Annotated in this window: 21 protein-coding genes; 5 read left to right on the forward strand and 16 right to left on the reverse strand. The window is 69.2% G+C overall.

Annotated features, from left to right (window positions below; all coding sequences use genetic code 11):
* Positions 1-97: 97 nt before the first annotated feature.
* Complete coding sequence (locus AC1DJ5_RS01200; RefSeq protein WP_477019405.1) at positions 98-1,588, reverse strand: hypothetical protein; 1,491 nt, start codon at positions 1,586-1,588, stop codon at positions 98-100.
* Positions 1,589-1,889: 301 nt separating this feature from the next.
* Here AC1DJ5_RS01200 and AC1DJ5_RS01205 point away from each other — a divergent pair, with 301 nt between their 5' ends.
* Positions 1,890-2,663, forward strand: coding sequence for a prepilin peptidase (locus AC1DJ5_RS01205; protein WP_477019406.1), 774 nt, complete (start codon positions 1,890-1,892; stop codon positions 2,661-2,663).
* 13 nt (positions 2,664-2,676) lie between these two features.
* On the opposite strand, the gene AC1DJ5_RS01210 is transcribed toward AC1DJ5_RS01205, so the two are convergent.
* Positions 2,677-3,546 (reverse strand): hypothetical protein, encoded by an 870-nt coding sequence (locus AC1DJ5_RS01210; RefSeq protein ID WP_441453967.1) that lies wholly within the window; start codon positions 3,544-3,546, stop codon positions 2,677-2,679.
* 299 nt (positions 3,547-3,845) lie between these two features.
* On the opposite strand from AC1DJ5_RS01210, the gene AC1DJ5_RS01215 reads away from it, so the two are divergent.
* Positions 3,846-4,418: an OmpA family protein gene (locus AC1DJ5_RS01215; protein ID WP_441453969.1), complete on the forward strand. Its 573-nt coding sequence runs from the start codon at positions 3,846-3,848 to the stop codon at positions 4,416-4,418.
* A 42-nt stretch (positions 4,419-4,460) separates the two neighbouring features.
* Here the strand turns inward: AC1DJ5_RS01215 and AC1DJ5_RS01220 are convergent, their stop codons facing one another.
* Together AC1DJ5_RS01220 and trhO are read right to left on the reverse strand one after the other, a co-directional pair.
* Positions 4,461-6,080 (reverse strand): acyl-CoA dehydrogenase family protein, encoded by a 1,620-nt coding sequence (locus AC1DJ5_RS01220; RefSeq protein WP_477019407.1) that lies wholly within the window; start codon positions 6,078-6,080, stop codon positions 4,461-4,463.
* A gap of 103 nt (positions 6,081-6,183) precedes the next feature.
* Positions 6,184-7,137, reverse strand: a complete 954-nt coding sequence (gene trhO, locus AC1DJ5_RS01225) for an oxygen-dependent tRNA uridine(34) hydroxylase TrhO (RefSeq protein ID WP_441453972.1) — start codon at positions 7,135-7,137, stop codon at positions 6,184-6,186.
* 219 nt (positions 7,138-7,356) lie between these two features.
* Here trhO and AC1DJ5_RS01230 point away from each other — a divergent pair, with 219 nt between their 5' ends.
* The 3 genes from AC1DJ5_RS01230 to AC1DJ5_RS01240 all read left to right on the forward strand — a co-directional run bounded on the left by AC1DJ5_RS01230 (position 7,357) and on the right by AC1DJ5_RS01240 (position 12,049).
* Positions 7,357-9,024, forward strand: a complete 1,668-nt coding sequence (locus AC1DJ5_RS01230; protein WP_477019408.1) for an MFS transporter — start codon at positions 7,357-7,359, stop codon at positions 9,022-9,024.
* Between the two features lie 2 nt (positions 9,025-9,026).
* Positions 9,027-10,649 (forward strand): alpha-amylase family glycosyl hydrolase, encoded by a 1,623-nt coding sequence (locus AC1DJ5_RS01235; protein ID WP_477019409.1) that lies wholly within the window; start codon positions 9,027-9,029, stop codon positions 10,647-10,649.
* A gap of 146 nt (positions 10,650-10,795) precedes the next feature.
* A complete protein-coding gene (locus tag AC1DJ5_RS01240; protein WP_477019410.1) occupies positions 10,796-12,049 on the forward strand; it encodes a D-amino acid dehydrogenase in 1,254 nt (417 codons plus the stop codon).
* Between the two features lie 146 nt (positions 12,050-12,195).
* Here AC1DJ5_RS01240 and AC1DJ5_RS01245 read toward each other — a convergent pair whose 3' ends face one another.
* Genes AC1DJ5_RS01245 through AC1DJ5_RS01300 form a run of 12 tightly spaced genes read right to left on the reverse strand, consistent with a single transcriptional unit; the run spans position 12,196 to position 21,802 of the window.
* The gene (locus AC1DJ5_RS01245) at positions 12,196-12,654 is read right to left on the reverse strand and encodes a chemotaxis protein CheE (protein WP_441453979.1); all 459 of its coding nucleotides are present in this window, start codon (positions 12,652-12,654) and stop codon (positions 12,196-12,198) included.
* Positions 12,651-13,241 (reverse strand): response regulator, encoded by a 591-nt coding sequence (locus AC1DJ5_RS01250; RefSeq protein ID WP_477019411.1) that lies wholly within the window; start codon positions 13,239-13,241, stop codon positions 12,651-12,653. Before AC1DJ5_RS01250 ends, AC1DJ5_RS01245 begins: the two co-directional genes overlap by 4 nt.
* Before the next feature lies 1 nt (position 13,242).
* Positions 13,243-13,620, reverse strand: coding sequence for a hypothetical protein (locus AC1DJ5_RS01255; protein ID WP_441453982.1), 378 nt, complete (start codon positions 13,618-13,620; stop codon positions 13,243-13,245).
* Entirely contained in the window at positions 13,620-14,162 is a 543-nt protein-coding gene (locus AC1DJ5_RS01260) for a chemotaxis protein CheD (RefSeq protein WP_477019412.1), read from the reverse strand. The genes AC1DJ5_RS01255 and AC1DJ5_RS01260 overlap by 1 nt, the downstream gene beginning before the upstream one ends.
* Positions 14,159-14,548 (reverse strand): response regulator, encoded by a 390-nt coding sequence (locus tag AC1DJ5_RS01265; protein ID WP_441453986.1) that lies wholly within the window; start codon positions 14,546-14,548, stop codon positions 14,159-14,161. Before AC1DJ5_RS01265 ends, AC1DJ5_RS01260 begins: the two co-directional genes overlap by 4 nt.
* A 9-nt stretch (positions 14,549-14,557) precedes the next feature.
* Positions 14,558-15,598 (reverse strand): protein-glutamate methylesterase/protein-glutamine glutaminase, encoded by a 1,041-nt coding sequence (locus tag AC1DJ5_RS01270; protein WP_477019413.1) that lies wholly within the window; start codon positions 15,596-15,598, stop codon positions 14,558-14,560.
* On the reverse strand, positions 15,595-16,476 hold the full coding sequence (locus AC1DJ5_RS01275) for a CheR family methyltransferase (RefSeq protein ID WP_477019414.1): 882 nt from the start codon (positions 16,474-16,476) through the stop codon (positions 15,595-15,597). Before AC1DJ5_RS01275 ends, AC1DJ5_RS01270 begins: the two co-directional genes overlap by 4 nt.
* Positions 16,473-16,946 carry a chemotaxis protein CheW gene (locus tag AC1DJ5_RS01280; protein ID WP_441453992.1) on the reverse strand — a complete coding sequence of 158 codons (474 nt, stop codon included), beginning with the start codon at positions 16,944-16,946 and terminating at the stop codon, positions 16,473-16,475. The genes AC1DJ5_RS01275 and AC1DJ5_RS01280 overlap by 4 nt, the downstream gene beginning before the upstream one ends.
* Before the next feature lie 2 nt (positions 16,947-16,948).
* Positions 16,949-19,198 (reverse strand): chemotaxis protein CheA, encoded by a 2,250-nt coding sequence (locus AC1DJ5_RS01285; RefSeq protein WP_477019415.1) that lies wholly within the window; start codon positions 19,196-19,198, stop codon positions 16,949-16,951.
* 11 nt (positions 19,199-19,209) lie between these two features.
* Positions 19,210-19,575, reverse strand: coding sequence for a response regulator (locus AC1DJ5_RS01290; RefSeq protein ID WP_477019416.1), 366 nt, complete (start codon positions 19,573-19,575; stop codon positions 19,210-19,212).
* Entirely contained in the window at positions 19,572-19,853 is a 282-nt protein-coding gene (locus tag AC1DJ5_RS01295; protein WP_441453998.1) for an STAS domain-containing protein, read from the reverse strand. The genes AC1DJ5_RS01290 and AC1DJ5_RS01295 overlap by 4 nt, the downstream gene beginning before the upstream one ends.
* Positions 19,853-21,802 carry a methyl-accepting chemotaxis protein gene (locus AC1DJ5_RS01300; RefSeq protein WP_477019417.1) on the reverse strand — a complete coding sequence of 650 codons (1,950 nt, stop codon included), beginning with the start codon at positions 21,800-21,802 and terminating at the stop codon, positions 19,853-19,855. Before AC1DJ5_RS01300 ends, AC1DJ5_RS01295 begins: the two co-directional genes overlap by 1 nt.
* Positions 21,803-21,821 lie beyond the last annotated feature (19 nt).

Below are 21,821 nucleotides of genomic sequence, written 5' to 3' on the forward strand. Positions count from 1 at the left end.
CAAGAAGGTCCTTCGGTGCGAGCGCCGGAAAGAAGGAGGAAAGGCGAGACGGCGGACGGCTGGTCAGCCGTCCGCCGTTTCAGGATCGAACCGACCCTTAGTCGTTCAGCCAGCGGGTCCAGTTCAGCGTCCAGTTGGACGCGGAGTCGCGGACGGCGCCGACGTAGGGGGCCGCATCGAAGAAGCCGTCGATCGTGCGCGGATCGACCGCGACCACGCCGTTCTCGTTGACGCCGTTGATGTAGGCGCGGCCGCCCGAGGTGTAGGACGACAGGGTCGAGGTTCCCGTGCGGCTGTTGGCGTCCTTGGCGAAGACGGCCTGGGCCGTGGCGCTGTGGAACGGCGTGGCCGTCGAGATGTAGAAGGAGCGCAGCGACAGGGCGCCGGCGTCCGCCTGGGCGTAGGTCGGGGCGTCGTCGATGCGCAGACCGTGGACGAAGCGGTTGGCCACGACGTGGTTGTACAGCTTGCCCGCGGTGCCGCGACGCAGGCGCAGACCGGCGCCCACGGTGGTGTTGCCGACCAGGGTCGCGTTGGCGATGGTCGGGGCCGAGCGCGGCAGGATGTCGAAGGCCAGCTCGTTGTTGTCGGCCTCATAGCCCGCGTCGCCAGCCGGCTGCAGCGGGTTCTGGGCGATGACGATATGCTGGGCCTTGCCGTTCCAGCCGAAGGTCCAGTCGAAGCTGTCGTCGTCGGCGCCCGTCAGCACCAGGTGCTTGACGTTGACCGAACCGCCGAAGAACTCGACCGTGTCGTCGCCGCCGTTGTGAGCCTGGATATAGTCGACGGTCGTGCCCGAGCCGACGCCCCAGAAGGCGATGGCGTTCAGTTCGTTGGTCTCGGTGAAGCGCACGCCGGCATACTCGACGCGAACGTACTTCAGCGTGCCCGAGGTGTCGTTCGGCACGTTGCCGCCGTACAGGCCCGAGCCGCCTTCGGCTTCGGCTTCACACACGGCCGGCGCGGCCGGACAGTTGTTGATCACGCCGCGGCCCAGCAGCGACAGGCCGCCCCACTCGCCCGAATAGGGGTCGTCGCGGACGCCGGCGGCGAGCGGCGAACGGGCGTTGGCCAGACCCAGGGTGGTGGCGTAGCCCAGGGCGTCGGCGCTGGTCAGGACGATCGGCTGGGCCGCGGTGCCCTGGGCGTTGATGCGCGAGCCGCGCTGGATGGCCAGCTGCGAGGTGCGGGTGCCGGCGTAGATCTTGACGCCCGGATCGATCGACAGGACGGCGGTGACGCCGCCGGCCTTCTGGCCGTCGAAGCCGACGTCCTTGCCGACCTTGACCGTGCCGTTCAGCTGATAGGCCGGGCCGGCCGTCAGGGTCAGATTGGTCAGGATCTCGCCCGAGATGCGGCAGTGCTCTTCGGTGCCGACGGTGACCTTGGTCACGTTGGGGTGGGCCGGGCAGGCGCCGGTCGAGCCGCTTCCGCCGCCGCCGTTGCCGCCGCCGCCGCCGCCCGTTCCCGGGTTGCCGCCGGTGTTGCCGGGGTTTTGAAGTTCAGAGGTGCCGTCTCCGCCGCAGGCGGCGAGGGCCAGGGCGCTGGCGGCGACCGCGAGCAGGGTTTTCGTCTTGAGAGCGGTCATCGTTCTCCACCGTGTCTGAGCAAATGAGACATGCAGGAGGACGTCCGGACGGATTGTCCGAGACTGGATGATCGGCGCCCGCCTGCCCGGTCCCTTCCCTAGAAGCTGGATGTGACAGGGCCGCCGCCGAACCGCGACGGTTCAGGCGCCGTTCCGTGAAGCTGTGGCGGCGCTTACGTGAAAAACCGTCCCGGCACGGTCGGCAATTCATGCCTCGTCGATGCGCAGCGCCGATTCCGCCTCCCCCAAACCGCCCGCGCCCGCTAGTGCAGAGAGCGGCCATGGATCGGGGAGGCGCCAGATGATGATATTCGCAGCCTTCCTGGGCGGCGTCGGCCTGATCGTCGGCAGCTTCCTGGGTCTGCTCAGCCTGCGCCTGCCGCGCGGCGAGGACGTGGTGTTCGACCGCTCGCGCTGCGGCGGCTGCGGCCGGACGCTGAAGCCGTGGCGGATGATCCCGGTGCTCAGCTGGGCCCTGTCGCGAGGACGCTGCGCCGATTGCGGCTCGACCATCCCTATCCGCTATCCGCTGATCGAGCTGGGGTCGGGCCTGATCGGGGTCTGGGCCGGGCTGCACTCCGCCGACTTCGCCACCGCCCTGATGACCGGGGTGCTGGGATGGAACCTGCTGATCCTGGCCCTGGTCGACGCCGAGCATTTCTGGCTGCCCGACCAGCTGACCCTGCCGCTGTTCGTCAGCGGCCTGGTGGCGGCGGTGCTGCTGCATCCGGCAGGCCTGCCCGCCGCCCTGCCTTCAGCCCTGATCCCGCCGCTGATCGGGGCGGCGGTCGGCTTCGGCGCGCTGTGGCTTCTGGCCTTCCTCTATCGTCGCGTGCGCGGGCGCGAGGGCCTGGGCGGCGGCGATCCCTTCCTGATGGGCGCGGGCGGCGCCTGGGTCGGCTGGACGGGCCTGCCCAGCGTGCTGCTGTGGGCCTCCGCTGCCGGCCTCAGCGTGGTGCTGGCCATGCTGATCGTGCGGCGTCAGATGTCGGCGACCGACCGCCTGCCGTTCGGGGTGTTTCTAGCGATCGGCATCTGGCTGACCTGGCTCTACGGCCCGCTGGGCCTCAGCTGATCCTCGACCGAGCCTAGTTCAGCGACAGCAGATCGGCCCAGCGCCACTGACCGGTCCCCAGGGCCAGACGCGCCGCGCCGGGGCCGTCACCGAGCGTCAGCACGACATAGCCGTGCACCGTCTCGGTCTTGCAGGCGCGCGGCGAGAAGCCGACCGTGACGGCCACGGCCTGACGCACCCCCGCCAGCCCCTTGCCCTCCTGGCCCGGGCTCAGCACCCAGTCGCCGTTCCAGATCAGAATGGCCCGCCCGTTGGCGCCCGAGGTGCGATAGGCCTCGGTCAGGGCGGCGCTCACGCCCGGCGCGTTGCGCAAGGCGTCCTGCAGACGCCGGACCATGTCGCAGGACCCGCCCGAGCCCGAGCCTGAACCCGAACCGCTGCCCGATCCGCTGCCGGCGCCGGTCCCGCTGCCCGTTCCCGAACCCGCGCCGGCCCCCGCCCCGCCGCCCGCCGTCAGGGCGCCGGCCAGGGCGGCGTCGCCCATGAAGACGTAGGAGACGCTGGGCGCGGGCGCGGTGATCGGCACGGGCGCGACCTTGGGCGACGGGGGCGCCGGGCGGCTGGGCCGGGGCGAAGGCCGCGTCGGCGCGGCGCGTTCGGCCTTGGCGGGCGTCTTGGCCGGAGACGGGGTCGGCGCTGGGGCAGGCGTCGGCGCCGGGGCCGGCGAACCGCCGCCCCCTTCATCGGGCGCGGGCGTCGGCGACGGCGGCGGCGGCTCGACCAGGGTCACCTCGATCGGTTCGGCCTCGGGCGCATAGACCGGGGTCCTGGTCGGCGCCAGCAGGATGGCGGCCAGCACCAGCAGATGCGCGGCGACGCTGGCGATCGCGGTCAGCGCCCGCCGCCGCGTCTTTCGCCCCTCCTTAGGCCCCTGGCCGCTCAAGCAGCCGGCTCCATCGGGAGCGCCCCATTCAAGATCTGGTCAAGGAACATGAATATCCCAACGCGTCGACCTCAGGATAGAGAGGCGGATCGTTCGAAATCATCGCCCCGCGTCAGCATCATGGCGCCGCGCCTTGAATACGCCAAACTGATTAAAACCAGTGATTTCTCATATTTTTCTATGGTTAAGCTGAAACCTTGTCGGTTGTGGCGCGTCTTTGCAGCGCCGTTCCCTGCATCCCTGCGGGCGCTGCATCGCGCAATCCCCGGAGTAGCGCCCCGGCACGAAGGAGACTCAACTTGATCAAACTTACATCTAAAGCGGTCGCGGCCAGTGCAGTGGTGGTGCTGGCAGGCTTGGCCGCAAGCGGGTGTGCGAGCCATCGTTTCGTGCGCGACAACGTTGCCGTGGTGGACGAGCGCGTCACCCAGGTCGACGCGCACCTGACGCAGGTCGAAGGAACCGCCGGTGAAGCCTTGGCGCGGGCCAACGCCGCGCACAAGCTGGCCGAAGGCAAGTTCCTCTATGAGGTGGTGCTGTCGGACGACTCGGTGAAATTCCCGGTCAACCGCGACGCCCTCTCGCCGGAAGCCGAACAGCGCCTGTCCGAACTGGTGCAGCGTCTCAAGAGCGAGAACCGCAACGTCTATCTGGAAATCCAGGGCCACACCGACTCGGCTGGCAGCGAAATGCACAACCAGCAACTGGGTCAGGCCCGCGCGGAAGCCGTCCGTCGCTATCTGAGCAGCCAGGGCATCGCCCTGAACCGCATGGCGACCATCTCCTATGGCGAGACCAAGCCGGTCGCGCCGAACGACACCCGCGAAGGCCGGGCGCAGAATCGCCGCGTGGCGATCATCGTCCTGAGCTAAGCAACGGCGGCGGCTCGCCTCCACGAGCCGCCGCCTGATGTTTCAGGCGGGCGAAGCCCGCTTGAGGATTCCCGGCGCGTCGATCACGGCGTCGAAGGCGCCGTAGGCCGCGCCGCGCGGCGCCAGCCGCAGACGGCAGAAGGCGTCGGCGACGGGACTCTCATTCGACAACAGCACCGCCGCCTGCGCGGCGAGCGCCAGCCGCTCGATCGACAGGCGAGCCGCCGCCTCGAACGACGGGGCGAAGTCCAGCGCGTCCAGCCAGCGGTCATAGACGCCGTCCCGCCCGCGCGCCGCCTCCAGAAAGCCGCGCAGGGCCTCGACCGCTTCCGGCTCGCGTCCGAAGGCCCGCAGGACGTCCAGAGCGATGACGTTGCCCGACCCTTCCCAGATGGCGTTCAACGGCGACTGACGGAACAGGCGCGGCATCGGCCCGGTCTCGACGTAGCCGGCCCCGCCCAGGCTCTCCATCGCTTCGTAAATCATGCCCGGCGCGCGCTTGCAGACCCAGTATTTGGCGATGGGCGTCAGCAGCCGCCCGACCGGGTCGTCCCGGTCAAAGACCCCGGCCAGATGCATCGACAGCGCCGTCGCCGCCTCGCTCTCGACCGCCAGATCGGCCAGGACCGCCGCCATCATCGGCTGGTCGATCAGCCGCTTCTGGAAGGCGGTGCGGTGCTGCGCGTGCCAGATGGCCTGGGCCAGCGCCCCGCGCATCTGCTGGGCCGAGCCGACGACGCAGTCCAGCCGCGTATGCTGCACCATGCGGATGATGGTGGCTGTGCCCCGCCCTTCCTCGCCCAGCCGCTGAGCCAGGGCGCCGTGATACTCGACCTCAGACGAGGCGTTGGAGCGGTCGCCCAGCTTGTCCTTCAGCCGCACGACGCGGAAGCCCGCGTTGCGCTCGCCGTCGGGCGTCCAGCGCGGCAGCAGGAAACAGGTCAGGCCGCCCGGCGCATAGGCCAGGGTCAGGAAGGCGTCCGACATGGGCGCCGAGCAGAACCACTTGTGGCCCGTCAGGCGATACCAGCCGTCCTCGCCGACCGCCTCGGCGCGGGTGGTGTTGGCGCGCACGTCCGAGCCGCCCTGCTTCTCGGTCATGGCCATGCCGACGGTCACGCCCGCCTTATCGGGCGCGGGACGGACGGCGGGATCGTAGCGACCGCCTCTGATCTTCTCGATCCACGGCGTGCCGACCGCCGGATCGACCGCCAGGGCCGGGACCGAGGCATAGGTCATGGTCATGGGACAGCTGGTCCCGGAATCCGCCTGCCCCGTCAGAAACAGGATGGCGGCGTGGGCGACGTGGCCGTTCGGCGTGCCGTCCCAGGCGACCGAGGCGAGGCCCGTCTCCATCCCCAAGGTCATCAGCTGATGGTAGGCGGGATGAAACGTCACCTCGTCGATGCGGCGGCCATAGCGGTCGTGGGTGTCCAGCACCGGCGGCACGCGGTTGGCCTGAACGCCCCAGTCGATAACCTCCGCCGAGCCGCAGCGGGCGCCCAGCGCGGTCAGCTGGGCCTCGTGCTGGCTTCCGCCAGCGCGCCGCACGGCGTCGGCCAGCGCCCGGTCGCCGGTGAACAGGTTGACGTCCTCCAGCGGCGGCGGCTGGTTCGTCACCTCGTGGGTGTCGAGGCGGGCGACGGGACGGAAGGACGACATCGGCGGGCTCCGGTCTCAGAGAACCGACACCTAAACACAGTCCGTCAGACAACGCCTCATCAGGCCCTTCCCCCTCGAGAGGGAAGGAGACGCAGCGACGAGATCAGGACTCCGCCCGCTTCGGCCCCGCCCCGACGTGTTCGATGCCCAGCCGGGCGGCGATCTCCATCTGCTTCTGGCGCTCGGCGTAGCCCTCGCGCTGTTCGTCGGTGCGCTCATCATGGCACCGCTCGCAGCAGACGCCCTCGACATAGAGGGGCGACAGGCGCGCCTCGGGACTGACCGGCATGCGACAGCCGCGGCACAGGCTGTGGTCGCCTTCCTTCAGGCCATGGCCGACCGCGACCCGCTCGTCGAAGACGAAGCAGTCGCCGCGCCACAGGCTCTCGGCCTCGGGGATGGTCTCGAGGTATTTCAGGATGCCGCCTTCCAGATGGAAGACCTGCTCGACGCCCTCGGCCTTGAGGAAGGCGGTGGCCTTTTCGCAGCGGATGCCGCCGGTGCAGTACATGGCGATCTTGGGCGGATTGGGCCGGTCCAGCAGGGCGCGGCCCTCGCTGCGGAACCAATCGGGAAACTCGCGAAACGTCCGGGTGTTGGGCTGGATGGCGCCCGCGAAGGTGCCGACCTCTACCTCGTAGTCGTTGCGGGTGTCGATCACGATGGTGTCCGGATCGGCGATCAGGGCGTTCCAGTCCTGCGGCGAGACATAGGCGCCGACGCCCTCGACCGGATCGATGCCGGTCACGCCCATGGTGACGATCTCGGCCTTGAGCCGCACCTTCATGCGGTGAAACGGCATGACCTCGGCGGTCGAGTATTTCAGTTCCAGCCGGTCGAAACCAGGCATGGCCCGCACGCCGTCCACCACGCGCGCAACCGCCGCGTCCGGTCCGGCGATGGTGCCGTTCAGCCCCTCATGCGCCACCAGCAGGGTGCCCCTCACTTCGTCCCCGCACAGATCCAGCAGCCGCGCCTGCACCGCCTCGCGATCGGCAATCGGCGCAAAGCGATAGAGGGCGGCGACGCAGACGGGCGAGGCGGTTTCAGACGTCAAGGAAGGGATTCCGGCGAAGGCGACGAAGGGGTAGCGGCCTCTATAGGGGCTGCGGTCGGGCGCGTCATCGTCGGCCTTTTCGGCAAAGTCATGATGAACCGACCGAAAGTCGGGGCGTTGGCTTGCCAAGCCGGCGGCAAAGGGGTGCAGTAGCGCTTCGTTCCGCAGTCACCGTTCGGGCGCCGCCATCTTCATGTTCAGCCTCAGCCGGTCCGCGTCATGACCAGCCCAGACATCTCCCCGCGCCTCCGCGCCGGAGCCCTGGCCCCGCTGAACCATCCGGTCTTCCGCGCCGTCTGGGTCACCAGCCTGGTGACCAATTTCGGCGGCCTGATCCAGTCGGTCGGCGCCGCCTGGATGATGTCCTCCATCGCCTCGGCCCAGATGGTGGCCCTGGTCCAGGCCTCGGTGACCCTGCCTATCATGCTGCTGTCGCTGGCGGCGGGGGCCCTGGCCGACACGGTGGACCGTCGCCGCATCATGCTGGCGGCCCAGACCTTCATGCTGCTGGTCTCGACGGGCCTGTCGATCATGACCTGGATGGGGCTGATCACGCCCTGGGTGCTGCTGACCTTCACCTTCCTGATCGGCTGCGGCGTCGCCTTCAACGGCCCGGCCTGGCAGGCGTCGGTCGGCGACATGGTCCCGCGCCAGGACCTGGCCGGGGCCGTGACCCTGAACTCCATGGGCTTCAACATGGCCCGCAGCGTCGGCCCGGCCATCGGCGGCCTGATCGTGGCGGCGGCCGGCGCGGCGGCGGCCTTTGCGGTCAACGCCTGCAGCTATGTCGGCCTGCTGATCGTCCTGTTCCGGTGGAAGCCCGATCGGCCGAAACAGACCCTGCCGCGCGAAGGCCTGCTGGCGGCCATGGGCGGCGGAGTTCGCTACGCCTTCCTGTCGCCGCACGTGACGGCGGTCCTGCTGCGCGCCGTGGTGTTCGGCGTCGGCGCCAGCGCGGTTCAGGCCCTGATGCCGCTGGTGGCGCGCGAGGGCGGCGGCGGGCCTCTGGCCTTCGGCCTGCTGCTGGGCGCCTTCGGCGTCGGCGCGGTGGGCGGCGCTCTGTTCATCGGCAAGCTGAGGGCCAGCTACGAGAGCGAAACCGTGGTCCGCGTCGCCACCCTGGCCTTCGCCGCCGCCGCCGCCGTCGTCGGTTTCAGCCCCTGGCTGGCCCTGACCCTGCCGGCCCTGATGATCGCGGGCGCAGGCTGGGTGCTGGTGCTGTCGACCTTCAACGTCACGGTGCAGATGTCGGTGCCGCGCTGGGTCGTGGCGCGGGCGCTGGCGCTGTATCAGATGGCGGCCTTCGGCGGCATGGCGGGGGGCAGTTGGCTGTGGGGGGCGCTGGCCCAGACGCAGGGCCTGGACATGGCGCTGGGCCTGTCGGCGGGGGTGCTGGTGCTGTGCGTCCTGATCGGCCTGCGGGTGCCCCTGCCCTCGACTGCCAATCTGAACATGGACCTGCTCCGGCGATGGACCGAGCCGGCGACCGAACTGCCCATTGAACCGCGCAGCGGCCCGGTTGTGGTCACCATCGCCTATCGCATCCGCGAGGAGGACATCGACGCCTTCCTGGCCGTGATGGACGAACGCCGCCGCATCCGCCGCCGCGACGGGGCGCGCCAGTGGCGGCTGATGCGCGACCTGGCCGAACCCGAGGTCTGGGTCGAGAAATACCAGACCCCGACCTGGCTGGACTATGTGCGCCACAACCTGCGCATCACCCAGGCCGACGCCGGCATCTCCGAGCGTCTCGGCGCACTGCATCAGGGCCCGGCCAAGCCGCTCGTCCACCGCATGATCGAGCGGACCACGGCGCCGCTGGCGGCCAATCTGCACGGCGACCGCGACTACGGCGAGCCGCTGACCGACCCGACGCGCTCGTCCTGACGATGATCATGAGCCCCGCCCCTTCGTCCGGTTCTGAACCGCATCGGAAATGGTGGCGCGGGGCGGTGATCTATCAGATCTATCCGCGCAGCTTCGCCGACACGACCGGCGACGGGATCGGCGACCTCAACGGGATCATCGCCCATCTGAACCACGTCGCCTCGCTGGGCGTGGACGCGGTGTGGATCTCGCCCTTCTACCCCTCGCCGATGAAGGACTTCGGCTATGACGTGGCCGACTACTGCGACGTCGATCCGGTGTTCGGGACCTTGGCCGACTTCGACCGCCTGGTGGAAAAGGCCCACGGCCTGGGGTTGAAGATCATCGTCGATCAGGTCTGGTCGCACACCTCGGACCAGCACGCCTGGTTCAAGGCCAGCCGACAGGACCGGACCAACCCCTACGCCGACTGGTACGTCTGGGCCGACGCCAAGGCCGACGGTTCGCCGCCGAACAACTGGCAGTCGGTCTTCGGCGGGCCGGGCTGGACCTGGGACGCGCGACGCGGCCAGTATTACCAGCACAACTTCCTGCCCGAGCAGCCGCAGTTGAACGGCCGCAACCCGGCGGTGCAGGAGGCGTTGCTGGCCATCGGTCGGTTCTGGCTGGATCGCGGGGTCGACGGCTTCCGCCTCGACGCCGTCAACTTCATGATCAACGACCCGTCGCTGCGGGACAATCCGCCCCTGCCGCCCGGCGGCAAGCGCACCCGTCCGTTCGACTTTCAGGACAAGCTCTACAACCAGTCGCACCCCGACATCCTCGCCTTCCTGACGCGGGTGCGGGCGCTGACGGACGCCTACCCCGGCGACCGCTTCACCGTGGCCGAGGTCGGCGGCGACCACGCGGCGCGCGAAATGAAGGCCTACACCGCCGGCGACCGCCATCTGAACAGCGCCTACGGCTTCCTCTACCTCTACGCCGACAAGCTGACGGCCGACCGGGTGAAGACGGGCGCCGCCATGTGGCCGGGTGCGCCCGGAGAGGGCTGGCCGTCCTGGACCTTCTCCAACCACGACGCGCCGCGCGCCGTCTCGCGCTGGGCCGAGGGCCGTGACGAGCGGGCCCTGGCGGAAATGCTGATGCTGCTGCTGGTGTCCTTGCGCGGCAATGTCTTCGTCTATTACGGCGAGGAGTTGGGCTTGCCGCAAGGCCAGGTGCCGTTCGAGCGGCTGGTCGACCCCGAGGCCATCGCCAACTGGCCCCAGACCCTGGCCCGCGACGGCGCCCGCACGCCGATGCCGTGGAAGGCGGATGCGCCCTTCGCCGGCTTCTCGACCGTCGAGCCCTGGTTGCCGATCGACGCCCGCCACCCAGCCTTGGCGGTGGAGACGCAGGAGGCCAACGCGAAATCCATGCTGCACGCCACACGCCGCCTCCTGGCCCTGCGCCGCGCCCATCCGGCGCTCAGGCTGGGCGACATGACCATGCAGGCGACCGAACCTCTGCTGGTCTTCAGCCGCGACGGCGGCGACGAACGACTGCTGGCGGTGTTCAATCTGGGTCATGAAGCGCACGCGTGGGCGGCGCCCGAGGGCTACGCCGTGATCGACGCGGTGAATATGGGCAAGGCCGGAAACCTGCCCCCGCTGGGCGGCGTGCTGCTGCGCCGGGCGACCACCTGAATCACCCTGGTTTCCCCTTCACCGCTCATCCCGGCGGGATGAGCGGGAGCTTGCGCCATGTTGCAGCGAACACATCCCGCAACCGCTCGACAAACGCAAAAACTGGTCTAGGGAACGGGCGCGGGGAATTCGTAAGGTCGAGACCAATGAAGATCGCAGTCCTGGGCGCCGGCGTCATCGGGGTGACAACGGCTCACTATCTGGCCAAGGCGGGCCACGAGGTCACGGTGATCGACCGCCAGAGCGGCCCGGCGCTGGAGACCAGCTTCGCCAACGCCGGCGAGATTTCGCCCGGCTATTCCTCGCCCTGGGCCGCGCCGGGCATCCCGGCCAAGGCGGTCAAGTGGCTGTTCATGCGCCACGCCCCGCTGATCCTGCAGCCCCATATGAACGTCGCCACCGTGCGCTGGCTGCTGGCCCTGCTGAGGAACTGCACCTCGACCCGCTATGCGCTGAACAAGGCGCGGATGGTGCGTCTGGCGGACTATAGCCAGGAGGTTCAGACCGCCCTGAACGTCGAGCTGGGTCTGGACTACGATCACCGCACCCAAGGCACGCTGCAACTGTTCCGCACCCAGAAGCAGTTGGACGGCATCTACAAGGACACCGAGGTCCTGCGCGAGGGCGGGGTGCCGTTCGAGGTGCTGGATCAGGACGGCTGCATCGCCGCCGAGCCGGGGCTGAAGGCCACGCGCGATCTGTTCGTCGGCGGCCTGCGCCTGCCCAAGGACGAGACCGGCGACTGCTTCAAATTCACCAATGCGCTGGGGGATGTGGCCGCCGCTGAGGGCGTGACCTTCCTCTACGACACCGCCATCACCGCCCTGACCACCGACAAGGGCCGGATCAGCGGCGTCCAGACCGACAAGGGCGTGATCACCGCCGACGCCTATGTCCTGGCCTTGGGCTCCTATTCGCCGCAGATGCTCAAGCCGCTGGGCATGACCCTGCCGGTCTATCCGGTGAAGGGCTATTCGATCACCGCCCCCATCGTGAACGAGCCCGCCGCCCCCGTCTCGACCATCATGGACGAGAGCTACAAGGTGGCCATCACCCGCCTGGGCGACCGCATCCGCGTCGGCGGCATGGCCGAGATCTCGGGCTATAACAACGTCCTGCCCGCGCAGCGCCGCAATACGCTGGAGCATTCGGTGGGCTCGCTCTTCCCCGGCGCGGGCGACCTGAAGGCGGCGAGCTACTGGTCCGGCCTGCGCCCCATGACGCCGGACGGCACGCCGGTCATCGGCAAGACCAAGTTCGACAACCTGTTCCTGAACACCGGCCACGGCACCCTGGGCTGGACCATGGCCTGCGGCTCGGCCCAGGTCATCGCCGACATCGTCAGCGGCAAGACCCCGGACATCGAGACCGCGGACCTGGGCATCGCGAGATACGGCTGACCCTTCTCCCCTTGTGGGAGAAGGTGGCCCGTCAGGGCCGGATGAGGGGTCGCTCGACATAGGATGAAGGCTGCGACGTCTAACGTCGCGCAACCCCTCATCCGTCCGGCTTCGCCGTCCACCTTCTCCCGCAAGGGGAGAAGGATTTAGGTCTCCTGCCGCGTCTTGGCGGCGACCGAGCGCAGCCCGATCAGCAGGGCGTCGCTGGTGGCGTCGGCCTGGCAGCCGCTCGTCAGGATCAGCCGCAAGGCCTGCACGTGGACCTGTACCGACGGCCAGCTCCAGGCGTCGTTCGTCTGCATCCGGTCGGCCACGTCGCAGAGGCTGTAGCCCGCGTCATACAGCGGCCCGGTGTCGAAGAAGCCCGCCGTATCGAGCAGCGACGACGCCAGCTTGTAAACCTGCGGCTCCGTTCCCGAGGCGGCGACGGCGACGATCAGTTCCAGTTCGGTGATGGTTCCGGCGATGGTCGTCATCACGTCCTCGCGGTGACGCTCCAGCCGTTCGTTGGCGCGGCGCTCGACATCGGCGATAGTGCGGCCGCCCGGCTGTGCCATCTGACGCGCCAGCGTGGTCTTGACCTTCAGGGTGCGGGCTTCGGTCATAGGGCAACCCTTTGCGGCTTCATCAGCATGTCGATGTCGGATTGATCCATATTGGCCTCGACCGCGGCGCCGACGTGGGTCGACAGGTCGCCGCGGCGCCGTCCCGGCATGCCCAGCGGCGGGCCGAAATTGCGCACGCGACGATCAGGTCCGACGTAGGTCGCGCTCTCGACGAACTCGCGCTCGTCGCCCGCCAGCCACAGCAGGCGCTTGAGCAGCACCGCCGGGGTCAGAGGCTTGGCGATCACGAAGCTGACGCCGCAGTCGCGGCCCTCGCGCACCTTGGACTGGGAGGCGTGGCCGGTCAGCAGGATCACCGGGATGAAGCGTAAGGGAGCTGGCGTCTCGCGCCGCAGCCAGCGGATGAAGGCGTAGCTGTCCATCGCCGGATCGGCGCAGTCGATGACGATCAGGTCGACGGGACGCTGCTGGATTACGTCCACGGCTTTGATGGCCGAGGCGCACTTGATCTGCTCCCGCACGCCGAAGCCGTGGAACACAGAGCTGATCATGCCCAGCGCCTGCGGATTATCGTCAATCAGCAGGACCGTCGATTGCTCCAGATTGACCCGATCGTTCGCGCTCATGTCAGTCGAACAGCAGCAGGTCGCCGCCTGCCCCGGTCTTGACGTCCTGACCCTTGGCGGGTTCGGCGGCGCGCATCGGTTTGCCCCGCAGCGAGGTTTCGCGCAGGCGATCCGCCATCTCGGCCAACGGCAGGGCGGCCAGGGCCGTATCCATCGGCTGGTCCGCGGCCAGGGCGGCCGCCAGACCAGACAGGGCGTCGACCCTCTGGCTCAGCACGTCGAAGGCCTGCATGCGCGTCAGATAGGCCAGACGCCGCTCGGGCGGCGCATCCATCAGCAGCTCGGACACCAGGTCGCCGGCCTCGTCGATGCCGGCGCGGATGTCGGCCAGTTCGGCAGAGACCGCCGTCAGCAGGCCTCGGGTATCGTAATCGCTCATCAGAAAAGCTCCAGCGAACCGGCGTCGACGGGCGGCGACGGCGGCGACGGACGCGGGGCGACCGCATCCGTGACCGCGCGTTGCAGCGCCCGACCGCTGACCGGCCAGTAATGCAGTCGACGCCCCCCGGCGCCCCTGAGGCTGGAGCCGACGACGGGAATCCCCTCGTCGGCCAGAAAACGCTCGGCGAAATCGGCGTTGGAGGCGCCCACGTCCTTGAGCGCGTCGAACATGCGGCCGCCGCCGAACAGCTTGGCCTCCAGACGGTCGCGACGACCGCCGGCCTTGAGCACGTCGTTGATCAGCAGCTCCATCGCATAGGCGCCGTAGCGGCGCCCCGCGTCGGTCCCCGCCCCCGCCCCTTCGGGCAGCAGGAAGTGGTTCATGCCGCCGACCCCGGCGACCGGATCGCGCAGGCACATGGCGACGCAGCTGCCGAGCACGGTCGAGAGCACGACAGAGGCATCGGACGTCACATGGTGATCGCCCTGTCCGACATGCACGCGCCGCTCGACCGGCTGCTGGTCGCCCGCGCCGATCACGTCAGCGGGCCGAAGACCGCTTCCAGCTTCTCTTTCAGCTGGGCGGTGGTGAAGGGCTTCACCACATAGTTGTTCACGCCGAACTGGACCGCGCGCTGCACCAGTTCGCGGTCGGCGCGGCCAGTCAGCATGATGAAGGCGGTCTTGGATGTCGGCGGGTGAGCGCGGATGGCGCGCAGCAGGCCCAGGCCGTCCAGGTTGGGCATGTTGAAGTCGGAGATGATCAGGTGGACCGGCTTGGTGATGGCGGCGCGCAGGCCAAGCTCGCCATCGGCGGCTTCGCTGATCTCGCGGACGCCGATCTGCTGCAGGCTGTTGCGGATCAGGGACCGCATGGTCAGCTGATCGTCGACGACCAGAACATTGAGGGCGGAAGCGGCGGGCATAGGCAGTCCTTACGCAACAGGCTTTGAGGCGGGCGCAGCGGCGGCGCACAGGTCAAGAATGGCGGGGGCGAGACGGGGCAGAGACAGCTGGCGCTCGACGGCGCCCAGTTCGAAGGCGGCGCGCGGCATGCCGTAGACGACGCAGGAGGACTCGTCCTGACCCAGGGTGCGGGCGCCGGCCTGACGCATGGTCAGCAGGCCCTTGGCCCCGTCCTTGCCCATGCCGGTCAGGATGACGCCGGTCATGGGACGACCCTGGCGAGCGACCGAGTCGAACAGGACGTCCACCGAGGGGCGGTGGCCGTTGACCGGATCGGAGGCGACCAGGCGACAGCGGCCGCCCGACACCTCCAGATGGGTCTCGCCGCCGGGGGCGATATAGACCTGGCCCGGGATCAGCGGCGCGCCGTCCACGGCTTGAGTGACGGTCGCGCCGGACGCCTTGTCCAGACGGGCGGCGAAGCTCTTGGTGAAGGTGGCGGGCATGTGCTGGGTCACCACCGTCGCCGGGCAGTTGGCCGGGAAGGCCGACAGGATGTTCAGCAGGGCCTCGACCCCGCCGGTCGAAGCGCCGATGGCGAGGATATGGTTCGGATCGGCGCGATAGGTCCCGTCCACCGCCCGAGCCTCACGCGTTTCCAGCGGCCGGACGCGCGAACGGGCGGCGATCTTCACCTTCTCGGCCAGGTCGCCGAAGGCTTCCTGGGCCGAGACGCCGGGCGCGGGCTTGGCCACGGCGTCCACGGCGCCGATCTCCAGCGCGGCCAGGGTGACGTCGGTCCCCGCCTGGGTCAGGGTGGAGACCATGACCACGGGCATGGGCCGCAGCCGCATGATCTTCTCGAGGAATTCCAGCCCGTTCATATTGGGCATCTCGACGTCCAGGGTGATGACGTCGGGGTTCAGCTCCTTGATCCTGGCCCGTGCTTCCAGCGGATCGGCCGCCGTGCCGACGACCGAGATCTCGGGGTCGCGGCGCAGGACGGCGCTGATCAGGCTGCGCATGGTGGCGCTGTCATCGACGATCAGAACTTTGACGAGCGCGCTCATGCCCGGCCTCCCGAATGGCCGGACTGGAGGCGGTAAGCCGTCAGGCCGCAGGTCTGCAGCTGGGCCGACGCCGGGCCGGTCACCCGCTCCGAGTGGCCGATGTAGAGGGTGGCGCCGGGCGCCATCGTCGGGGTGAAGCGGCTCCACACCCGTTCCTGGGTGGCGTCATCGAAATAGATGACGACGTTGCGGCAGAAGATGACGTCGAAATTGCCCTTCATCGGCCAGGCGCCGATCAGGTTCAGCTCGCGGAAGGCGACCAGACGGCGCAGGGTCGCGTCGGCGCTGAACTGTCCGGGGCTGCCCGAAACCGGGGTGAAACGCTTGCGGCCCGAAGACGGAACCGGCGACAGCAGTTCGTCGGAATAGACGCCCGCCGCGCCCTCGGCGACCATGTTGGGGTCGATGTCGGTGGCCAGGATGCGCACGTCCAGATCAGCGGCTTCCGGCAGGACGTCCAGCACGGTTAGGGCCATGGAATAGGGCTCCTGTCCGTTGGAACAGGCCGCCGACCACAGCCGCACCCGGCCGCCCGCGCGCGCGCGCGCCGCCAGTTCCGGCATGACCTGATCGCGCAGGTGATCGAAATGGTGCGGCTCGCGATAGAAGCGGGTGACGTTGGTGGTCAGGGCCGCGGTCATGGCCTGACGCTCGTCCACGCCTTCCACGCCCTCGATCAGGGCGCAGTAGTCGCGGAAGCTGCGCAGCCCCAGGACGCGCAGGCGCTTGGCCAGGCGCGAATAGACCAGGGCGGCCTTGCCCTCGCTCAGGGCGATGCCGGCGTGGGCGTGCAGGGTCTCGGCGATGTGGCGGAAATCCTCGGCGGTGAAGACGAACTCGCCTTCGACCAGGGATCCGCGCCCGGCGGCGGTCGTCATGCGGCTTCGGCTTCGCTTTCGGCCGGCAGGACGTGGTCGAGGTCGATCAGGCTGATCATGCGGCCGCCCTCGACGGCGAAGATGCCCTTCACGAAGGTCTTCACATGATCGCTGGCGACGTCGGGCGTCGGCTGGATGGTCGAGTCCGTCAGCTGCACGATGTCCGACACCGCATCGACCAGCAGGCCGACCATGCGCGAACCGATATGGGCCACCATGATGACGTGGCGCGCGGTCGGCTCGGCGGTCTTCAGGCCGAAGCGATCGCCCAGGTCGATGATCGGCAGGACGATGCCGCGCAGGTTGATGACGCCCTTCATATAGGAAGGCGAGCGCGGCAGCGGCGTCGCCGGGGTCCAGCCGCGGATCTCGCGCACGCTCATGATGTCGACGCAGAACTCCTGCTCGCCGATGCGGAAGGCGATCAGTTCGCGGTCGGCGCCGGCGACGTTGGAAGTGACTTCGGTCATGCTCAGCTCGCCATCTTCAGTTCAGGACGATTGGGTTTGCGGCGCCCGGCGGTGACCAGGGCGTCGATATCGAGGATCAGGGCGACGCGGCCGTCGCCCAGAATGGTCGCGGCGGAGACGCCGTCGACGTGGCGGTAGTTGGTCTCCAGGCTCTTGATCACCACCTGGCGCTGGCCGTTGATGCCGTCGACCAGCAGGGCGGCGCGCTGGCCGCTCTCGGTCTCCACGATCATGACCACCCCGCCCATCAGGGCCGTGGCCTCGTCGCGGAAGCCCATGACGAGGGCCACGTCCACCAGGGGCACGAATTCCTCGCGGAACTGGATCACCGCGTCATGGCCGCCGACGTGGTGAATGTCCTCGACGCGCGGGGTCAGGCTTTCGACGATGGCCGACAGGGGGGCGACCAGGGTCTGTTCGGCGGCGCTGACCACCATCCCGTCCAGCACCGCCAGGGTCAGCGGCAGGCTGAGGGTGAAGGTCGAGCCCTTGCCCGGAACCGAGCTGATCGAGATCCGACCGCCCAGCGCCTGGATGGAGCGACGCACCACGTCCATGCCCACGCCCCGGCCCGAGACGTCGGTGACGGTCTCAGCCGTCGAGAAGCCCGGCAAGAAGATCAGATTGTCGACCTCGTCGTCGGTCAGGACCGCGTCCTCGGCGATCAGGCCGCGATCAACGGCGATGCCGCGCACGCGGGGGCGGTTGATGCCCTTGCCGTCGTCGGCGATCTCGATGACGATCCGGCCCGAGCGGTGCAGGGCGGCCAGACGGACGGTCCCCTCGGCGGGCTTGCCCGCCGCCTCGCGCTCCTCCGGGCTTTCCAGGCCGTGGTCGATGGCGTTGCGCAGCATGTGAGTGATGGGCTCGGCCAGGCGTTCGACCACGGTCTTGTCGACCTCGGTGTCCTCGCCAGCCGTGACCAGGCGGACGCGCTTGCCGGTCATTTCGGCGACTTCACGCACCAGACGCGGCATCCGCTGGAACACCGACTTCACCGGCTGGGCGCGGATGGCCATGACGCTGTCCTGGATCTCGCGCGTCAACAGCTCCAGGTCTTCCAGGCCCAGGGCAATGTCGGACGAGCGGGCCAGGCCGCTCTCCGTCACCCGCTGGGCCAGCATGGCCTGCTGGATGACCAGTTCGCCGACGACGTTAATCAAGCGGTCCACCCGATCCAGATCGACGCGGATGGTCACCGGCGCAGCGGCCGCCGGGGCGGTCGGGGCCGCGGCAGGCGCCGGAGCGGCGGGCGCGACCGGCTTGGGCGCGGTGGCGACCGGAGCGGGGGCCGGGACGGGCGCGGCCTCGACCACCGGGGCGGTCGCCTGGGCCAGAAGAGCGGCGAAGTCGAACTCGGGTTCGGCGGGCGCGAGGTCCAGAACGGGCAACTCCGGCAGCGAGGCGAGCGGCGCGGCCTCGTCCGCCAGAGCGGTGATGCTCAGGTCGCAGTCCATCTCGACGAAGTCGAAAACGTCGCGCACGTCGGCCTCGGCCACGTCGCCCGTCAGGTCGATGGTCCAGATCAGATGGGCGTCCTCGGCGTCCAGCGCGTCGAGCGACGGCAGGCCGCTGTCGTCCAGCTGCACCGAGGTCGAGCCCAGCCGCGCCAGCTCGCGCAGCAGCAGACTGACGTCGTTGGCGCTGGCGTAGAGGCGCGGATGCGGGCGGAAGACGATGCGCCAACCCGCCGACGCCGTCGGGAGCGGCGCCAGGGGCGGAAGATCGAGCGGGGGCAGGTCCAGCGACGGCAACTCGGCCGGCGCGCCGAAATCGGCCAGATCGAGGGTCAGGGGCGTGAAGCCGAAATCGTCTTCGTCGGCGGCGGCCGCGACCGGCGCGGCGGCCGAGACAGCGGAGCCGTGGGTCAGGACCTCCAGTTCGGCCACCAGACCGGCCGAGCGCGCGGCGTCCACCGGCGCAGCCGTGCCTTGCGCCGCCCCGATGTGGTCGGCCAAGACGTCGGAGGCGCGCAGCAGGGTCTTCACCGTGACGTCGTCGCAGGCCTTACGGCCCGAGCGCAGCTCGTCCATCAGGGTCTCGAAGACATGGGCGAAACGCACCAGATCGTCGAGGCCGAAGGCCCCCGCCCCGCCCTTGACCGAGTGGACGGCGCGGAAGACGGCGTTGATCGTCTCCCCGTCCGCCTCGCCGGTTTCGAGCGCCAGCAGATTGGCTTCCAGATCGCCCAGCAGTTCGCTGCACTCCTGGAAGAAGGTGACCTTGATGGCCTCGAACGGATCGTCGCTCATGGCTGCCGTCCTCAGGCCGCGACGCGACGGACGGCGTCGACCAGCTTGATCGGATCGAAGGGTTTGACGATCCAGCCGGTGGCCCCGGCCTCGCGGGCGCGCTGCTTCTTGGCGGCGTCGCTCTCGGTGGTCAGGACCAGAACCGGGGTGGCCTTGTGATCGGGGTTCGCGCGCATGCCCTCGATGAAGCCGAAGCCGTCCATGCGGGGCATGTTGATGTCGGTGATGACGATGTCGGGGCGTTCGGCCTGCAGCACCTCCAGACCGTGGACGCCGTCCTCGGCCTGCACCACGCGGTAGCCGGCGTCCTTCAACGCCAGCATCAGCATGTCGCGCATGGTGCGCGAATCGTCGACGGTCAGAACGGTTTTGATCATGCGGGTTCGCCTTGCGTAGCGAGAGCGGAGGCGGAGGCGCCGAAGGCGCTCCATTGCGAGGCGAAGGCCTCGGAAACATTGATGAAGGTCAAAGCCTGGCCGTCGGCGCGCCAGGTCTGGATCGCCGACAGCAGAACCTGAAGACACAGGCCGCCCAGACGCTCGACCGCCGAGCCGTCGAGAACGACCTCCTGGCCGCGCGCCGCCAGGAGTTGCGCCTTCAGGGGCTCGGCGGCGCGCAGGTCAAGCACGGTCGAAAGGGCGATGGCGACCGACATCAGAACTCTTCCCAGCCGTCTTCGACGGCGACAGGCGCTGACTTGAGGGCCGCGCCGCCATAACCGACGGTCTTCAGCGCGGCGACGGTCTGGGCCACCGGCTGGGCCGTGCGGACCGGGGCGGGCGCCGCCGCCGGCGCGGGCCTGCGGACGACGGGTGCGGCGGCCTGAGTGGTGCGGAACTGGGCGACCGAGGCGGCCAGGGAATCGGCCTCCTGGGCCAGCGAGTGGCTGGCGGCGGTCGATTGCTCGACCATCGCCGCATTTTGCTGAGTGACCTGATCCATCTGGTTCACGGCGGTGTTGACCTGTTGCAGGCCGGTGGCCTGTTCCTGGGCCGAGGCGGAGATTTCCGACACCAGGCCGTCGATCTCGGCCACGCGGCTGACGATGCGCTGCAGCGCCTCGCCCGTCTGGCCGACCAGGGCGACGCCCGCGCCAACTTGCCGGCCCGAGGCCGAGATCAGGGTCTTGATCTCCTTGGCGGCTTCGGCCGAGCGCTGGGCCAGGGCCCGGACTTCCGAGGCCACCACGGCGAAGCCGCGACCGGCGTCGCCCGCGCGCGCCGCCTCGACCCCGGCGTTCAGGGCCAGCAAGTTGGTCTGGAAGGCGATCTCGTCGATCACGCCGATGATGTCGCCGATCTGGGTCGAGGACTGCTCGATGGCGTTCATGGCGGCGACAGCGTCACGGACGACCACGCCGCTCTTCTCAGCGTCGCCACGGGCGGACTGCACCACGCTAGATGCCTGACGGGCGCCGTCAGCGGTGCGGTTCACCGTGGCGGTGATCTCGTCCAGGGCGGCGGCGGTTTCCTCCAGCGAGGCGGCCTGTTGCTCGGTGCGGCGCGACAGGTCGTCCGAGGCCTGCGAAATCTCGCCGGCGCCCGAACGGATGGCGGCGACGTTGGACACGACCACGGCCACAGCCTGTTCCAGCTGGGCGATGGCGGTGTTGAAGTCGGATTTCAGCTGTTCGGCCTTGGGCGCGACCTCGACCGTCATCCGGTGCGTCAGGTCGCCGTTGGCCATGGCGGTCAGGCCCTGGCCCAGGGCGGTGATGGCGACGCGGTCTTCCTCGGCCGACCTGGCCTTCTCGGCCTCGACGCGGGCGCGCTCTTCCTCGGCCGCCTGACGCTGGGCGGCGGCCTCGGCCTCCAGACGCGCGTTGGCGATGGCGGCGTCCTTGAAGGCCGTCACGGCGGCGGCCATCGCCCCGACTTCATCCTTGCGTCCCATGGCGGGCACGATGATCGTCGTGTCGCCGCCAGCCAGGCGGCGCATGGCCGAGGTCATGGCCAGGAGCGGCTTGCCCAGCAGGTTCGTCAGGAGGACGGCCATGGCGATGGCGATGGCCAGGGCGAGAACGAGCCCCCCGATCAACACGCTCCGGGCCGATGTGGCGAGCGAGTCCTGAGCAGCGCCGAAGACCCGGCTCTGCTGCGCCTTCTCGTCAATGTAGCCGCCCAGGGCGTCCTCGGCGGCGCTGATATATTTGTCGGCCACGCCCTGACGGCCGACCATGGCCACAGCCTGAGCGTGACCGGCGGGTTCGGCGGCCAGGCCGCGGCCGACTTCGACGACGTTCTTGACCCAGTCGTCGGCGGCGACGCGCACGGTGCGCACCTCGTCCGCGCTGGTCCGGTCCAGCTGGCTCATCCGGTCCAGACTCTTGTTGAAATTCTCGCGGTGCGAGGCCAGGCGCTCCAGGTAGTAGGCGTCATTCGACAGCAGGAAGCCGCGATAGCTGCTTTCCTGACGCGCCAAATAGTATTGCGCCGTCTCGGCCTCGCGCTGCACCGCCGAGGCTCGCGCTCGGTCCATGCGCGCGCTCTCCATCGCGTTGATCTGCATGAAGACCGTCACGCCCATGGCGATGATCGCCAGGACGACGACGGCGAAGGCCGCCATCAGCTTTTTCTCGATCTTCAGATCGCTCAGCATGCTCATTATCTTCTTGCCCCCAATA

Source organism: Brevundimonas sp. 01N35 (genome assembly GCF_056399785.1).

What these genes read in the sequence shown, in the direction of transcription:
- AC1DJ5_RS01285 (WP_477019415.1), bottom strand. Translation starts at nt 19,198, where the DNA reads ATGAGCGACGATCCGTTCGAGGCCATCAAGGTCACCTTCTTCCAGGAG.
- AC1DJ5_RS01300 (WP_477019417.1), bottom strand. Translation starts at nt 21,802, where the DNA reads ATGAGCATGCTGAGCGATCTGAAGATCGAGAAAAAGCTGATGGCGGCC.
- AC1DJ5_RS01200 (WP_477019405.1), bottom strand. Translation starts at nt 1,588, where the DNA reads ATGACCGCTCTCAAGACGAAAACCCTGCTCGCGGTCGCCGCCAGCGCC.
- AC1DJ5_RS01240 (WP_477019410.1), top strand. Translation starts at nt 10,796, where the DNA reads ATGAAGATCGCAGTCCTGGGCGCCGGCGTCATCGGGGTGACAACGGCT.
- AC1DJ5_RS01295 (WP_441453998.1), bottom strand. Translation starts at nt 19,853, where the DNA reads ATGTCGGTCGCCATCGCCCTTTCGACCGTGCTTGACCTGCGCGCCGCC.
- AC1DJ5_RS01205 (WP_477019406.1), top strand. Translation starts at nt 1,890, where the DNA reads ATGATGATATTCGCAGCCTTCCTGGGCGGCGTCGGCCTGATCGTCGGC.
- AC1DJ5_RS01270 (WP_477019413.1), bottom strand. Translation starts at nt 15,598, where the DNA reads ATGAGCGCGCTCGTCAAAGTTCTGATCGTCGATGACAGCGCCACCATG.
- AC1DJ5_RS01250 (WP_477019411.1), bottom strand. Translation starts at nt 13,241, where the DNA reads ATGAGCGCGAACGATCGGGTCAATCTGGAGCAATCGACGGTCCTGCTG.
- AC1DJ5_RS01230 (WP_477019408.1), top strand. Translation starts at nt 7,357, where the DNA reads ATGACCAGCCCAGACATCTCCCCGCGCCTCCGCGCCGGAGCCCTGGCC.
- AC1DJ5_RS01280 (WP_441453992.1), bottom strand. Translation starts at nt 16,946, where the DNA reads ATGACCGAAGTCACTTCCAACGTCGCCGGCGCCGACCGCGAACTGATC.
- AC1DJ5_RS01275 (WP_477019414.1), bottom strand. Translation starts at nt 16,476, where the DNA reads ATGACGACCGCCGCCGGGCGCGGATCCCTGGTCGAAGGCGAGTTCGTC.
- AC1DJ5_RS01265 (WP_441453986.1), bottom strand. Translation starts at nt 14,548, where the DNA reads ATGCCCGCCGCTTCCGCCCTCAATGTTCTGGTCGTCGACGATCAGCTG.
- AC1DJ5_RS01255 (WP_441453982.1), bottom strand. Translation starts at nt 13,620, where the DNA reads ATGAGCGATTACGATACCCGAGGCCTGCTGACGGCGGTCTCTGCCGAA.
- AC1DJ5_RS01290 (WP_477019416.1), bottom strand. Translation starts at nt 19,575, where the DNA reads ATGATCAAAACCGTTCTGACCGTCGACGATTCGCGCACCATGCGCGAC.
- AC1DJ5_RS01235 (WP_477019409.1), top strand. Translation starts at nt 9,027, where the DNA reads ATGATCATGAGCCCCGCCCCTTCGTCCGGTTCTGAACCGCATCGGAAA.
- AC1DJ5_RS01245 (WP_441453979.1), bottom strand. Translation starts at nt 12,654, where the DNA reads ATGACCGAAGCCCGCACCCTGAAGGTCAAGACCACGCTGGCGCGTCAG.
- AC1DJ5_RS01220 (WP_477019407.1), bottom strand. Translation starts at nt 6,080, where the DNA reads ATGTCGTCCTTCCGTCCCGTCGCCCGCCTCGACACCCACGAGGTGACG.